At 67.9% G+C, this 15,027-nt stretch carries 14 protein-coding genes; all 14 read right to left on the bottom strand.

Going from position 1 to position 15,027, the window contains the following annotated elements; all coding sequences use genetic code 11:
* On the bottom strand, positions 1-2,027 hold a 2,027-nt coding region (locus tag RMO85_RS12740), incomplete at its 3' end, for a DNA-directed RNA polymerase subunit beta (protein WP_310529097.1).
* Between the two features lie 243 nt (positions 2,028-2,270).
* The gene (locus RMO85_RS12735; protein ID WP_310529096.1) at positions 2,271-3,044 is read right to left on the bottom strand and encodes a DnaJ domain-containing protein; all 774 of its coding nucleotides are present in this window, start codon (positions 3,042-3,044) and stop codon (positions 2,271-2,273) included.
* Positions 3,041-3,613, bottom strand: coding sequence for a hypothetical protein (locus tag RMO85_RS12730; protein ID WP_310529095.1), 573 nt, complete (start codon positions 3,611-3,613; stop codon positions 3,041-3,043). The genes RMO85_RS12735 and RMO85_RS12730 overlap by 4 nt, the downstream gene beginning before the upstream one ends.
* A gap of 47 nt (positions 3,614-3,660) precedes the next feature.
* Positions 3,661-4,944, bottom strand: coding sequence for an MlaD family protein (locus RMO85_RS12725; protein WP_310529094.1), 1,284 nt, complete (start codon positions 4,942-4,944; stop codon positions 3,661-3,663).
* On the bottom strand, positions 4,944-6,365 hold the full coding sequence (locus RMO85_RS12720) for an MCE family protein (protein ID WP_310529093.1): 1,422 nt from the start codon (positions 6,363-6,365) through the stop codon (positions 4,944-4,946). The genes RMO85_RS12725 and RMO85_RS12720 overlap by 1 nt, the downstream gene beginning before the upstream one ends.
* Positions 6,362-7,507: an MCE family protein gene (locus RMO85_RS12715; protein WP_310529092.1), complete on the bottom strand. Its 1,146-nt coding sequence runs from the start codon at positions 7,505-7,507 to the stop codon at positions 6,362-6,364. The genes RMO85_RS12720 and RMO85_RS12715 overlap by 4 nt, the downstream gene beginning before the upstream one ends.
* Position 7,508: 1 nt before the next feature.
* Complete coding sequence (locus RMO85_RS12710; RefSeq protein ID WP_310529091.1) at positions 7,509-8,471, bottom strand: MCE family protein; 963 nt, start codon at positions 8,469-8,471, stop codon at positions 7,509-7,511.
* On the bottom strand, positions 8,468-9,502 hold the full coding sequence (locus tag RMO85_RS12705; RefSeq protein WP_310529090.1) for an MlaD family protein: 1,035 nt from the start codon (positions 9,500-9,502) through the stop codon (positions 8,468-8,470). Before RMO85_RS12705 ends, RMO85_RS12710 begins: the two co-directional genes overlap by 4 nt.
* Positions 9,502-10,782, bottom strand: a complete 1,281-nt coding sequence (locus RMO85_RS12700) for an MCE family protein (RefSeq protein ID WP_310529089.1) — start codon at positions 10,780-10,782, stop codon at positions 9,502-9,504. The genes RMO85_RS12705 and RMO85_RS12700 overlap by 1 nt, the downstream gene beginning before the upstream one ends.
* An 11-nt stretch (positions 10,783-10,793) precedes the next feature.
* Complete coding sequence (locus RMO85_RS12695; RefSeq protein WP_310529088.1) at positions 10,794-11,621, bottom strand: ABC transporter permease; 828 nt, start codon at positions 11,619-11,621, stop codon at positions 10,794-10,796.
* A gap of 1 nt (position 11,622) precedes the next feature.
* Entirely contained in the window at positions 11,623-12,408 is a 786-nt protein-coding gene (locus RMO85_RS12690; RefSeq protein WP_310529087.1) for an ABC transporter permease, read from the bottom strand.
* Positions 12,409-12,415: 7 nt separating this feature from the next.
* Positions 12,416-13,372 carry an ABC transporter ATP-binding protein gene (locus RMO85_RS12685; RefSeq protein WP_310529086.1) on the bottom strand — a complete coding sequence of 319 codons (957 nt, stop codon included), beginning with the start codon at positions 13,370-13,372 and terminating at the stop codon, positions 12,416-12,418.
* Between the two features lie 196 nt (positions 13,373-13,568).
* On the bottom strand, positions 13,569-14,552 hold the full coding sequence (locus tag RMO85_RS12680) for an FAD-binding protein (protein WP_310529085.1): 984 nt from the start codon (positions 14,550-14,552) through the stop codon (positions 13,569-13,571).
* Positions 14,549-15,027 (bottom strand): electron transfer flavoprotein subunit beta/FixA family protein (locus RMO85_RS12675; RefSeq protein WP_397203818.1); only part of this gene is annotated, 479 nt, incomplete at its 5' end. The genes RMO85_RS12680 and RMO85_RS12675, both read right to left, overlap by 4 nt.

Below are 15,027 nucleotides of genomic sequence, written 5' to 3'. Positions count from 1 at the left end.
CGCTGGTTGATGCAGGTGCCCTGGTTGGAGCGCTTGAACTTGGCCAGCTTGTAGGTCTGGTAGCTGCCGTCGTCGTTCATGGTCTCGATGGAGTCTGCGGAGACCGCCGTGACCACACCATCCTTCTCGGCCAGGACCACGTCGCCGGCGTCGACCGCGGCGCGGTACTCCATGCCGGTGCCGACCAGCGGCGAGTCGCTGACGATGAGCGGCACGGCCTGGCGCTGCATGTTGGCGCCCATCAGCGCGCGGTTGGCGTCGTCGTGCTCGAGGAACGGGATCAGGGCCGTGGCCACCGTCACCATCTGGCGCGGCGACACGTCCATGTAGTCGACCTCTTCGGCGAGGATCGCGTCGACCTCACCGCGCTGCTGACGGACCAGCACGCGCTCTTCGACGAACTTGTTCGCCTTGTCGAGCGGGGCGTTGGCCTGCGCGATGACGTAGCGGTCCTCGTCGTCGGCGGTCAGGTAGTCGATGTCGTTGCTGACGACGCCCTTGACGACGCGGCGGTACGGCGTCTCGACGAACCCGAACGGGTTGATCCGACCATAGGAGGCGAGCGAGCCGATCAGGCCGATGTTCGGACCTTCCGGGGTCTCGATCGGGCACATGCGGCCGTAGTGCGACGGGTGCACGTCGCGGACCTCCATGCCGGCGCGGTCACGAGACAGACCACCGGGACCGAGCGCGGACAGGCGACGCTTGTGCGTCAGCCCGGCGATCGGGTTGGTCTGGTCCATGAACTGCGAGAGCTGCGAGGTGCCGAAGAACTCCTTCAGTGCAGCGACCACGGGCCGGATGTTGATCAGGGACTGCGGCGTGATGGCCTCGACGTCCTGGGTCGTCATCCGCTCACGGACCACTCGCTCCATGCGCGCCAGACCGGTGCGGAGCTGGTTCTGGATCAGCTCGCCCACGGTGCGCATGCGGCGGTTGCCGAAGTGGTCGATGTCGTCGGCCTGGACCTTGATCGCCTTCTCGTCGGGGCCGAAGACCACGGCGCCCTTGGCGTCGATCAGGTCGGGGGCGTCGACCGGTGCACCGGCGTGGTGCAGCTGCACGATGTAGCGGATCGCGGCGACGATGTCGTCGACGGTCAGCGTCTGCTGGTCGAAGGCCTCGGTCACGCCGAGCTTCTTGTTGATCTTGTAGCGACCGACCTTGGCCAGGTCGTAGCGCTTGGGGTTGAAGTAGTAGTTGTTCAGCAGCGTCTGCGCAGCCTCACGGGTGGGCGGTTCGCCCGGACGCAGCTTGCGGTAGATGTCGAGCAGCGCCTCGTCCTGGGTCTGGGGGGTGTCCTTCTCCAGGGTGAGCATCATCGACTCGTACTGGCCGAACTCCTCGCGGATCTGCTCCGGGGTCCAGCCGAGCGCCTTGAGCAGCACGGTGACGTTCTGCTTGCGCTTGCGGTCGAGGCGGACGCCGACGAGGTCACGCTTGTCGATCTCGAACTCGAGCCAGGCGCCGCGCGACGGGATCATCTTCGAGGTGTAGATGTCCTTGTCGGACGTCTTGTCGGCGGACCGCTCGAAGTAGACGCCCGGCGAACGCACGAGCTGGGACACGACGACCCGCTCGGTGCCGTTGATGATGAAGGTGCCCTTGCGGGTCATCATCGGGAAGTCACCCATGAAGACCGTCTGACCCTTGATCTCGCCGGTCTCGTGGTTCATGAACTCGGCGGAGACGTAGAGGGGGCGCGAGAAGGTGAAGTCCTTCTCCTTGCACTCTTCCTCGGTGTACTTCGGGTCGACGAACACGGGGTTGTCGAACGAGAGCATCATCGTCTCGGAGAAGTCCTCGATCGGAGAGATCTCCTCGAAGATCTCCTGGAGACCCGACTTCTCGGAGACGTCCTCACCCGCGGCGCGGCGCGCTGCGACCATCCCTTCCCACTTCTCGCCACCGACGAGCCATTCGAAGCTGTCGGTCTGGAGAGACAGGAGAGCGGGAACCTCGAGAGGTTCGGTGATCTTTGCGAAAGAGGTGCGACGGTGGATACCAGCGGAGCTGCGCGCGGCCAAGAGTTTTCCTTCGAATGATCAAGTGATCGAAACGCTGCCGGCCTCCCACCATCGACACCCGTCCGGACAGGGTGAAGGGCATTTGAGGGCAGGCGCAAAGAAGAATCCTACCCTAGATCCACGCGCGTCTCAAACGCGGGGGTCAACTCGTCAGGAGTCGCGCACGTCCGCGTTGCCGACGATGATGAACGCCGAGGGCCATCAGGTCAAGCACCACGGCCGGACACGTCGGCGAGAGCGCCGTTACTGCGCCGCCGGCGAGGTCACCAGGTTGTCGATCAGCCAGTCGTCGCCGACCTTCTGCATGGTGACCGTGACCTGGTCCTTGTAGGTGACCGGCTCGGGCGTGAGCTTGTTGGTGGTGGGCCGGTCCACGAAGACCAGCACGTCGACGCGGTCCTCCCCCGACCGGACGATCCCGGACGCGATGACCTCGGCGGCGACCTTGGTCTGCGTCGACGGCGCGTTGTCCGCGATCACGCCGAAGAGCTGGTCGTAGTCCTCGCGGTAGTCGGCCGTCAGGTAGGACTGGGCCCGCTTCTGGTCCGCGTCGAGGTTCTCGTAGTCGTAGGACAGCACCGGCACGATGGCCTGCTCGGCCGCGGACTGGGCCGAGCTCGTCGCGTCCTCCACGGCCGTGTCGTCGCCCGTCTGCCAGACCCAGAGCGCGGCCGTCAGGCACCCGGCCGCCACGACGCCCAGCAGTGCGAGCAGCCAGGTGGGCACCGTCCGGGCCGCGCCCGTCGGCGTGGCGCCGGCGGGCGCGTCCACCGGCTGGGTGAGGTCGACCCCGGAGGGCTCGCTGACGGCGACCGGTGCGGGCGCCTGGGCGGCCAGCTCGGCGTCGTACGCCGCACGCGTCTGCGCGTCGAGCAGCACCTCGGCAGCCTGGTTGAGCGTCTGGAAGCGCCGCGAGCCCGGCTCGAGGTCGGCGATCTGGGAGCGCCACGCCGCCCGGATCTCGGCGGCGGACGCGGTGGACTCGACGTCGAGGACGTCGTACCAGCTGGGGGTCACGGGGTGCCCTCCGTCGAGGTGGTGTCCGAGGGGGCCGGCACCGGGTCGCCCGACTCGGGCACGGCGCCGCCGGCCGTCACGGGGCTGAAGTCGTCGACCAGCCACTCCCCGTCGATCTTGACGAGGCTGACCTCGATCCGGAACGGGATCGGCTCCTGGGGGACCGTCTTGTCCTTGACCGTGTAGGTATCGGTGAACGAGCCCGCGACCAGGGTGCGGGCGGAGTCCTCGTCGAGGCTCGAGACGCCGGTGGCGAACACGTCGGGCACGCGCGAGACACCGGCCTGCGCGACCAGCTGCTCGGCGGCGCCGGCCTCCTTGTCGAAGGACGCGGCGAACTTCGAGGTGATGACTTCCTTGACGCCGGAGCGGTAGTCGGGCATCGCGCCGCTGTCGTCGAGCAGGTCCGGACCGTAGGTGCCCATGCGCAGCATGAACTGCTCGGTCTGCGCCATCACCTCCTCGCGGCCGGCCTGGGTGTCACTGCCCTCGCCACCGCGGGTCACCAACAGCGTCACCGCGGTCGCAGCCGCGGCCAGGCTCACTGCGAGCAGGACGGCCGCCAACACCAGCCGGAACGGCCGTGACCGGGGTGGGTCGGCGGAAGCGGGCGTGCTCAGTCCTGCGTCAGCAGGGGCTGGAGGAACAACCACTTCCACGATTCCTTTCCGAGGGTCCGGGGTGCCACGCTACCGGCCGACTGCACGGAGCCGGCCTCGCGTTCGCCCCAGGTCAGGGTGCCGGTGCTGGGGTCGTACGCCGCCACGGGGTCGCCGTAGGACGCCGCTGCGCGCGGGGCGTTCTGCGACCCGCGGGCGTTGGACTCCGAGGCCGGCTCGGTGCAGCCGGCCGTCATGTTCATGGCGCGGTTCGAGCCGTCCTGGGGCGTTCGGCGGTCCGTGCCCTCGTAGCCGCGCTGACACACTGCGGGCTCCTCGGTCAGGATCATGCCGAAGTGCGCGTCGAAGTTGCCCGTCGCGGGGGTCTTGGCGACGACGGTGTAGCCGGCCTCGACGACATAGGGATACAGCACGAGCAGCTGCTCCACCCCGTCGAGCCGGGACACGACGACCTCGCCCGTGGTGACGAGGTTGTTGATCAGCGAGGCCAGATCGACCTCGTTGTCCTCCAGGAAGCGACGCAGCTGGTTGGCCGTGGCGCTGCCGTTGTCGATGACGGAGCGAAGGTCCTTGTCCGAGGCGACCATGCTGGCGGAGAAGATGCTGAGGTCGTTGGCGAAGGAGCGGATCGAGCTCTCCGAGGCGACCTGCCCGTGGAGAACGACGTTGGCGTCCTTGATCAGCTTGGTCGTGATCTCGAAGTTGTCGTCGGCCGCGTTGATGAACTCGTTGCCCGAGTCGATGATCGTCTGCAGGTCGCCGCCCGCGCCGCCGAAGGCGGCACCGAACTCCGTGGTGACGGTCTGCAGGTCGTCCCCGTCCACGCTGCGCACGGTCTCGGACAGGTGCGTGAGCAAGGTGTCGGTCGCGATCGGCGTGCGCGTCTGGTCGACGGCGATCTCGGAGTCGTTGACGAGGTAGGGGCCCTCGTCGACCTGCGGCTGCAGCTCGACGTACTGCTCACCGAGGGCGGACCGGTTGCCGACCACGGCGAGGGTGTCGACCGGGATCTCGTCCTGCCCGTTGTCGATGTCGAGGTGGATGTCGACGCCTTCCTTGGTCAGGACCATCTCGGAGACCTGACCGACGCGGACGCCGCGGTAGGACACCTCGGCACCGGCGAAGGCACCGCCGGAGTCGGCGAAGTGGGCGACGACGGTGTAGGCGTCATCCACGAAGACCCGGTCAAGGCGGGCGTAGCGGGCACCGACGAACGTCACGCCGAGCAGCGTGATGATCGCGAAGATGAGCAGCTGGACCTTGGTCCGACGAGTAACCATCAGAGCACCATCCCGGGCACGAGCAGGCTGACGAGGTTGGGGTCATAGACGTCCATCAGCTCTCCCATCGTCGGTCCGTACTGCGTGGGTCGCTGGCCGGTCCCGGCCCGTGGTGCGCCCGGCTGACGCAGCAGGGTCGGTAGCCCCGTCGGCACGCTGGTCGGGACGGGGATCGTCGGCGGCGTGGTGGGCAGGCCGGGCACCCCCGGGATCGCGTTGAGCTGCTTGCAGATGTCCTTGTCCTGGTTGGCCTGCTTCTTGCACTCTTCCTTGAGCAGGAGCAGGTCGTTGGGTGTGTTGAGCACCTTGAGACAGGCTGCGCTCTGCGGGTCGCCGCTCTTGAGGCACTCGAGCACGTTGTTGACGATCACCGTGGGGTCGACCTGCGTGGGCAGGTTGGTGGGCAGCGTCGGCAGGCCGGTGGCGCCGTTGGTGAGGTCGACCTCAAGGGTGATCGACAGGTTGGTGAAGTCACCCATGTGGAGGTTGCGGGCCACCTGCGGGTCACGCCCGACGACCTCGTCGACGAACGGGTAGGTGAGGAACACGTGGAAGGCGTTGGTGAAGTTGTCGCCCGACGCGGCGAGTTGCGACAGCACCGGGTTGAGCAGCTCGAGGCTGTCGATGGTGGCGTCCTTGGATGCCGAGATGACCTTCACGCCCACGGCACTGAGCTCGTCGAGGGCCTTGAGCATCTTGACGAGGTCGCCTCGTTGCCGGTCGATCGAGTCGAGCGCGCTGGGCAGCTCCTCCAACGCCGCATCGATGGTCGGCTGCTCCTCGCGCACCGACAGCGCGAGCCGGTTGAGCTTCTCGATCGCGGTGACGATGGCAGCCTTGTTCTCGTCGAGCTGGCCCATGAAGGAGCCGATCTGCTGGAGCACCGACCTGGCCGCGCCTTCGCGGCCCTCGAGGGCGAGGTTGAGCTCCTGGGTGATCGTCTTGAGCTGGGCGACGCCACCACCGTTGAGCAGGAGGCTCAGGGCGCCGAGCACCTCCTCGACCTCCGGGTTTCGTCCGGACCGCTCGAGCGGGATCTTGTCGCCGCTCTCGAGCTGGTTGCTGCTCACGTCCGTGGGGGGCGCCTTCAGCGAGACGAACTTCTCGCCGAGCAGGCTGGTCTGGCGGATCTCGGCGAGGGCGTTGTCGGGAAGCTCGACATCGTTGCGGATCTCGAGGGTGACCTCGGCCGTGTAGCCCTTCAGCACCACGTCGCGCACGGTGCCGACGCTGACGTCGTTGACCTTGACCGTGGACTTGGGCACCAGGTCGAGCACGTCGGCGAACTGGACCGTGATCCTCATCGGGTTGTCACCGGCGTCCGGGCCGCCGGGCAGCGGCAACTTGTAGACGTCGAAGTCGCAGCCCGTCAGCAGCAACGCGACGGCGAGCATCCCGATCAGCGCCTTGAGCTTCCTCATCGCTGTACCCCCACGAGTCCGCCGAGGCTCGGATCGAACTTCAGGTCGGGCGCCGAGGGCAGGGTCGAGCCCTCCGTCAGGGCACCACTGCGGGGCAAGACCTTCTTGATCGTGTCGCAGACGCCCGCGGCACCCTTCACCTGGTTGGTCAGACCACACAGGTAGAGCGCCGGGTCGGCCTCGATCTGGCCACCCAGCTCCCCGAGGTTGGCCCGGGTGTCGAGCGTGCCGGCCTGCGGGTTGTAGGTCAGGGCCAGGTTGTTGAGGGCCAGCGGGCCCACCTTGAGGACCTGGTCCAGGGCGGCGCGCTGCTTGACCAGCACCTTGGACACGCGGTTGAGGCCCTGGATGTTGCGGCCCAGGATCTCGCGGTTGTCGGTGACGAACGACGACACCTCGACCAGGGCGGTGGACAGGTTCTTCAGCGAAGCACTGAGTTCCTCACGCTCCCCCTTGAGCAGGCCCGAGACGTCGGCGAGGGACTGGTTGAAGCCCCGGACGGTCTCGTCGTTCTGCGCCAGCGTCTCGATGAACTTGCCGAGCTGTTCGGCGCTGCCGAACAGCTCCTCCTTGTTGTTGGCCAACGTGTCGGAGAGCCGGGCGAAGTTCTTGATGGTCGAGTTGAGATTGGCACCCTGGCCGTCGAAGTTGTCGGCAGTCACGGACAACAGGTCCGACAGGGCGCCGTTCTTGTTGGCGCCGTTGGGTCCGAGCGCCACGTTGAGCGTGTCGAGGCTCTCGAAGATCTGGTCCAGCTCGATCGGGACGGCAGTCTGGGCGACGGCGAGCACGGTGTTGTCCGCCATCACCTCGTCGCCCTCCTCGAACACGGGGGTGACCTGGACGAACCGGTCACCGACCACGGACGGCGCCACGATGGCGGCCTTGGCGTCGGCGGGCAGGTCGACGTCGGCGTCGTAGGACATCGTCACCTCGACGTCGGTGCCCGACGGCGTGACCTTCTCCACCGTGCCGATCGCCACACCGAGGACCCGCACGTCGCTGCCCTCGTAGACCGAGACGGCCCGGGGGAAGTGCGCCACGAGGCGCTTGGTGTCGTCGCCGCCGACCAGGGTCAGCACGGCAGCGGTCACCAGGGCGATGACGACCAACGGGACGGCGTACTTCCTGAGGAGGTCCATGTCAGCCCACCTGGATCGCGGGAGGCATGTTCTGGATGTAGGTGTCGAACCACGGTCCGTTGCCCAGGGTGTTGGCGAAGACGGTATAGAACGGCGCCATCAGCCGAAGGCTGTTGTCGAGGTTGTCCTCGTTCTTGTTGAGCACGTTGACGACGTTCTCCAGGTGGGTCAAAGCGGGCTTGAGGTCTGCGCGGCTCTGCCTCACGAGCAGGGTCAGCTCGCGCGAGAGCGTCGAGGTGGACGTGAGCAGGTTGTGGATGGCCTCGCGGCGGCTCACCAGCGCCCGGAACAGGACGTCGGCATCGCGCATCAGCGCCACGATGTCCTCGTCGCGCTCGTCGAGCACCCGGGAGACCTTCTCCAGGTTGACCAGCAGCGTGTTGATCTCGCCGTCGCGGGCGGCGACGTTGGCCGAGAGGCGCGTGACCCCGTCGAGGGCCGCGCGGAACTCCTCCGGCGTGTTGCGGGTGAGGTCGGCGAGCGTGGTCAGTGAGGCCGCGAGCTGGTCGGTGTTGATCTCCTCCGACGTCGAGGCCAGGCCTTCGAAGGCCTCCACCACGTCGTACGGCGAAGCGGTCCGCTCGATCGGGATCGTCGACTTCTCCTTCATCTGTCCGCCGCCCGCCGGCTCGAGGGCGAGGTACATCGCGCCGAGCAGGGTCTTGACCTTGATCGCGGCGTTGGTCGTGGGGCCGAACTTCTCGGCGGTGTCGACCTTGAAGGCGACCTTCACGTGGTCGCCGTCGAGGGTCACGGAGTCGACCTTGCCGACGCGGACGCCGGCGATGCGCACCTCGTCGTTGGTCTTGAGGCCACCGGCCTCGGAGAAGGCGGCGTAGTAGGTGTCGCCGCCACCGATGACCGGGAGGTCGCCGGCACGGAACGCCACGACGAGGGAGGCCGCGATCAGGGCCAGGCTGATGGCGCCGATGACGACGGGGTTGCGCTCGCGGAACGGGATCATCCGAGATTGCACCTGTCCGATCCGGTTTGGTAGCTCAGCGGCACGTTGACGCCGGCGGGCAGCTTGACCCGCCCTTGGAACTCGCACAGGTAGAAGTTGAACCACGAGCCGTAGATCGCGGTGCGACCGACCTTCTCGAGCTTGATCGGCAGCACCTGCAGGGCCCGGTCGAGCTCGGCCTTGTTGCGGTCGATGTTGCCGGCGAACTCGCGCAGGTGCTTGATGTCCTGGACGAACGGCTTGCGGATTCCCTGCAGCAGCCCGGCGGTCTGCACGGAGAGGGCGGAGATGTCGTCGAGGGACGTCAAGATCGCCTGTCGGTCGTCCTTGAGTCCGCCGACGAGCTGGCGGAAGGACCCGATCAGTCGAGACAGCTGCTCGTCGCGGTCACCGATGTGCACGAGCACCTGGTTGAGGTTCTCGATCAGGTCGCCGATGACCTGGTCGCGGTCCGCGAGCGTGTCGGTGACCGAGGCGGTGTGCTGCAGCAGGCCCTCGAGCGTGCCGCCCTCGCCCTGGAAGACCTGGACGATCTCGTAGGAGAGCTTGTTGATGTCGGCAGGTGACAAGGCCTGGAAGAGCGGCTTGAAGCCGTTGAACAGGACCGTCAGGTCGAGGGCCGGCAAGGTCTGTTCGACCGGGATCGTGGAACCCTCGGGCATCCGGGCGGAGTCGCCCACCTCCTGGGTGAGGGAGAGATAGCGCTGTCCCACCAGGTTGCGGTAGCGGATCGTGGCGAAGGTGCCGCCGTTGACCTGGGTCGCGTCGGCGACCGTGAAGCTCACGAGTGCCTGGGTGCGCTCGGTGATCTCCACGTCCTTGACCGTCCCGACCTTCACGCCCGCGACCCGGACGTCGTCGCCCTTGTTGACGCCGGTGGCGTTGGTGAAGACCGCCTTGTAGTCACGGGTCGAGGCGAAGTTGAGATTGCCGATGAGGACGATCAGCACCGCGGTCAGCATCGAGGTGACCACGATGAAGACGAGGAGCTTGAGCAGGTCGCCCGAGGTCTTCTTGTCGAGGACGGCCATCAGTGATCGGCCCCCAGGCTGACGGTGGCGCCGCGCGCCATCGGAGCGATGAGGAGGACGCCGAGGTCTGGCACGTCCGCCGCGCTCGTGCCGATCGCGGGTCCGAGCAGCCCCTTGACCAGAGCCGACTCCTCGCGGCTACCGGGGAACCCGGCGCCTGTCGACCAGCCGGTCGCAGCACGCATGGTGCCCTTGCCAGTGGTCTCGTCGACGCCGTCGGCGAAGTTGGGCTGGTGGGTCACGGGGTTGTCCTGGTTCCAGGGAGCATCGGGCAGGCGCCCGCAGTAGGGGCCGCGTTTGTCGGCGAACACCGGTCGGTCCTGCGGGCCGTAGCCGCGGGGCTGGTTGGGCAGCGTCTCCAGCACGATGTGCAGCGTGAAGCCGCGGAACGCCTCGGCCTGGAGCGCGCCGGCCTTCACGATGCCTGCGAGGAGGCAGGGGTATTCGGGGGCGTAGCGGGCCAGGACGCGCAGCTGGTCGCGGCTGACCTCGCCGAGGCGGATGACGTTGTCGCCGTTGTCGTCGAGGAAGCGCTCGGCCGTCGCGGAGAACGAACCGATGTCCTTGAACAGGGCGTTGAGCTTCTCCTCGCGCCCCTCGAGCGTCTGCGTGGTCGTGATGGTGTTGCGCAGGATCGTGGCGATCTCGGGCAGCACGTCGGCGTACACATCCGACACCTTGCCGGTGAGCCGGAGGTCCTCGATGAGCGCCGGTATCTCGGGGTTGAGCCGCTTGAGATAGCTGTCGACCGTCTCGAGGTTGTTGCCGATCTGGTCGCCGCGCCCTTCGAGCGCGGTCGCGATCGCGTTGAGCGTCATGTTGATCTCGGCCGGCTGGACCGCCCGCAGCAGCGGGTAGAGGTCGTTGAGGACCTGCTCGACCTCGGTGGACACGTCGGTGCGATCGATGACCGTGTCGACCTCGATCGCGTCGGCGACCGGGCCCTCCGGCACGATCAGCGAGACGTACTTCTCGCCGAACAACGTCTTCGGCACGATCGAGCCGGTCACGTTGCCGGGGACCGTGTCGCGCATGTCGGGGTACAGACCGAGCGTCAGCGTGGCGCCGTCGCCGTCGGTGCGGATGTCGGTCACCTCGCCGACCTGGACGCCGCGGATCTTGACGTCGGCGCGGATCGGCAGCTGCAACCCGATGTTGGTGGTCTTGAGCTCGACCTCGTCGAACCTGGTGAACTTCTGGGTGAAGACGCCGTAGGAGACCCACACGCTCGACAGCAGCAGGGCGAGGAAGACGACGCCCAACACCAGGTTGTTCTTCATGGGATTCATCGCTAACCCGCCAATCTGACGGTGGCGTTGGTGCCCCAGATGGCCATGGACAGGAACAGGTCGATGACGTTGACCGCCACGATGCTGGTCCGCACGGCGCGGCCCACCGCCACGCCCACACCCGCGGGTCCGCCGGAGCAGGTGTAGCCGTGGTAGCAGTGGATGAGGATCACGGTGACCGAGAAGACGAGGACCTTGCCGAACGACCAGAGCACGTCGCCCGGTGGCAGGAAGGCGTTGAAGTAGTGGTCATAGGTGCCCGGCGACTGGCCGTAGAACTGCGTGACCACGAGCCGGCTCGCGAAGTACGACGACAGCAACCCCACGACGTACAGCGGGACGATCGCGATCAGTCCGCCGACGACGCGGGTCGCGACCAGGAACGGCATCGAGGGGATCGCCATCACCTCGAGGGCGTCGACCTCCTCGGAGATCCGCATGGCGCCGAGCTGGGCGGTGAAGCCGCAGCCGACGGTCGCGGCGAGAGCGATGCCGGCCACGAGCGGCGCGATCTCGCGGGTGTTGAAGTAGGCGGAGACGAAGCCGGCGAAGGCGGCCGTGCCGAGCTGGTTGAGCGCGGCGTAGCCCGAGAGCCCGACCTGGGCACCGGTGAAGAAGGTCATGCCGAGGATGACGCCCACCGTGCCGCCGATGACCGCCAGCGCCCCGGAGCCGAGGGTGACCTCGGCCAGGATCCGCATGATCTCCTTGGGATAGCGCGTGACCGAGCGCGGGATCGCCTTGACGACGCCGATGTGGAAGGCGAGCTGCCCACCCAGGGTGTCGAGGGAGTCCAGGGGCCGTTGGTAGACGCTCTTGATGCTGGCCATGTCATCCGCCCTTCGGGGGGATGATCTGGAGATAGATCATGCTCAGGACGAAGTTGGCGACGAAGAGCAGCAGGAACGTGATGACCACGGACTCGTTGACCGCGTCACCGACGCCCTTGGGCCCGCCGTTGGCGTTCATGCCCTTGTAGGACGCGACGATGGCGGCGATCAGGCCGAAGACCAGCGCCTTGAACAGGCCGATCCAGAGGTCGGGCAGCTGGGCCAGCGCGGTGAAGCTCGCGATGTAGGCGCCGGGGGTGCCGTCCTGCAGGATCACGTTGAAGACATAGCCGCCGGCGACGCCGACGACGCTGACCATGCCGTTGAGGAAGAACGCGACGACCATGCAGGCAAGGACGCGGGGCACGACGAGGCGCTGGATCGGGTCGATGCCGAGCACCATCATCGCGTCGAGCTCTTCGCGAATCTTGCGGGCACCGAGGTCGGCCGCGATGGCAGAGCCGCCGGCGCCGGCGATGAGCAGGGCTGTGCCGATGGGCGCGGCCTGCTGGATGACGGCGAGCACCGATGCGGAGCCGGTGAATGACTGGGCCCCGAACTGCTTGATCAGGCCGCCGACCTGGAGCGCGATCACCGCACCGAAGGGGATGGCCACGAGCGCCGTCGGGACGATGGTCACCGAGGCGATGAACCAGGCCTGCTGGATGAACTCGCGCAGCTGGAAGGGGCGTCGGAACAGCGCGCGCCCGACGTCGAGGGCAAAGGCGAAGAGCTTGCCTGCGATCCCGATCGGGGCGAGTGCCCGGGAAGAGGTCAGTGAGGACACGGCCTGATCAGGCCCCCGGTGCGAGGCCGGCGTTGGCGCTCTCGAAGGATCCGGGAGGCGGCGTCACACCATTCTCCCGGCACCACTCGCCCGGCGGGGGCTGGTGACGGCGCGGGATGCCGCTGGACGGCTCGAGCTGGAGCGGGATCGGCGGCAGCGGAGGCATGTCGAGGTCCTTCTCCGCGGCGAGCTCGTCGGCGTCCTTCTCCTCGGACATTCCGATCGGGCCGACGGTCTGGGCGTTGAGGAACTGACGCACGACCGGCTCCTCGGAGCTCAGCAGCATCTCGCGGGGCCCGAACATCGCCAGGTGCTTGTGGTAGAGCAGGCCGATGTTGTCCGGGACCGTCCGGGTGCTGTTGACGTCGTGGGTGACGATCAGGAACGTCGCGTCGATCTGCGCGTTGAGGTCGATGAAGAGCTGGTTGATGTACGACGTGCGCACGGGGTCGAGGCCCGAGTCGGGCTCGTCGATCAGGAGGATCTCGGGGTCGAGCACGAGGGCGCGGGCCAGGCCGGCGCGCTTGCGCATGCCGCCGGAGATCTCGCCGGGCAGCTTGTCCTCGGCGCCGACGAGGCCGACCAGGTCCATTTTCTCCATGACGATGGTGCGGACCTCGGACTCGGACTTCTTGGTGTGCTCGCGCAGGGGGAAGGCGACGTTGTCGTAGAGGTTCATCGAGCCGAACATCGCGCCGTCCTGGAACAGCACGCCGAAGAGTTTGCGGATCTCGTAGAGGTCGCGCTCGGAGCAACTCGCGATGTCGGTGCCCTCGATCAGGATCGAGCCCTCGTCGGGCTTGACCAGACCGATCAGGGTCTTGAGGAAGACCGACTTGCCGGTGCCCGAGGGACCCAGCATGACCGACACCTGGCCGGCGGGGATCCTCAGCGTCACGTCACGCCAGATCAGCTGTTTGCCGAACGACTTGGTGAGGCCGTCGACCTTGATCTCAACGCCCATGGCGCAGACCTCCCTCTCGACTCAGCATCGGCGTTCGACGGTGAGTGGCACAGTGATTCCGCGCCGGTGCGAACGTGGGACCAACGCGGACATCGCCGCGAGGTTACGCTGGAATCTCGTCCACGTCACGAGAAGTACGCCGCGTGTCACTCGGTGTGACGTCTTCTCGTCTACTCAGGAGTAACCCGCGCCGCGCTCAGCCGGCGCGGCGGCGCCTGATCTCGGCGTTGATCGCCGGCACGACCTCGTGCAGGTCACCGATCACCGCGTGCGTCGCCTTGGTGACCATCGGCGCGTCGGCGTCGGTGTTGATCGCCAGGATCGCCTTGGCGCTGCTGCACCCGGCCCAGTGCTGGATGGCGCCGCTGATGCCGCACGGGATGTAGAGGTCGGGTGAGATACGGCTCCCGGTCTGGCCGACCTGCTCGTGGTGAGGGCGCCAGCCGAGCGAGGTGACGACCCGCGAGACGCCCAGCGGGGCACCCAGCAGCTCGGCCAGCTCGAGGAGGCCGTCGAAGCCGTCCTCGCCGCCGGCGCCGCGGCCGGCACCGACCACGACCCGCGCCGACTTGAGGCTGCCGGACAGGTCGGGCTCGGGCTCCTCGGTGGACACCACGCGGGCGACCAGGTCGATGGCGGCCACGTCGGGGGCGTGCTCCACCAGGGCAGCCGCGGTCGGCGCCGCGGCGGGCGCCGCCTCGACCGCGTGGCCGGCAACGGTGAAGAGCGTGGGACGGCTCGACATCTGCATCTCCTCCACCGCCCGGCCACCGACCACCTGCCGGTTCACCACGAACGGGGACAGTCCGTTGAAGGACAGCACGTTGGCGGCCATCGCCACGCCGGCCCGGGCCGCCAGGTGCGCGAGCACCTCGCCGCCGCGGGGCGTCCCGGCGGCCGTCACCACGACCGAGCGGGTCGTCGCGAGCACGGTCTCGATCCCCGAGGCCCACGCGGCCCCCGCGAACGCCTCGAAGCCGGCCCCGGTCAGGCGGTGGACCTCGCGCACGCCGTACGCCGCAAGCTGGGAGCGGAGGTCGTCGGAGACGTCGCCCACGACGACCGCGTCGACGGGCACGCCGCCACCGGCCTCGGAGAGCGAACGCGCGAAGGTCAGCGTCTCCAGGGACACCTCGACGGCCGCACCGTGGAGGTCCTTCTCCACGAGGACGAGGATCATCTGGCCAGCACTCCCAGCTGCTCGAGGAGGTCGACGACGGCGGGCGCGGCCTCCGGGCCGGTGCCGAGGACCTGGACGTCACTGGGCGCCGCGGGCGGCAGCGACCATCGCACCCGGGACTGCCCGGTCGGCGCGGCCGACGCCTCGCGCTCCTCGATCGGCACCTTCTTGGCCTTCATCCGGCCGGGCACCGTCGGGTAGCGAGGTTCGACCCCGCCCTCGAGCACCGTCACGACGGCGGGCAGCGGCACACGGTAGGTCTCATAGCCGTCGGGGCCGTCGCCGCTGGCGGTCACGACCGGCTGGCCGTCGACCTCGGAGACCGTCACCGTGGTGACCCCGGTGACTACGGGGCGTCCCAGCTCGTAGGCCAGGCGGATGCCGACCTGGAAGTCACCGGTGTCGGCAGCGTCGTTGCCGAGCAGCACCAGGTCGTGCGGGCGACCCGCCGCCTCGTGCTCACGGACCACGGAGG

The organism is Nocardioides sp. (assembly GCF_031422975.1).
Classification (GTDB): Bacteria; Actinomycetota; Actinomycetes; order Propionibacteriales; family Nocardioidaceae; genus Nocardioides.
The sequence above is the reverse complement of the archived record's forward strand: the minus strand, read 5'-3'. Positions and strand labels throughout refer to the sequence as shown.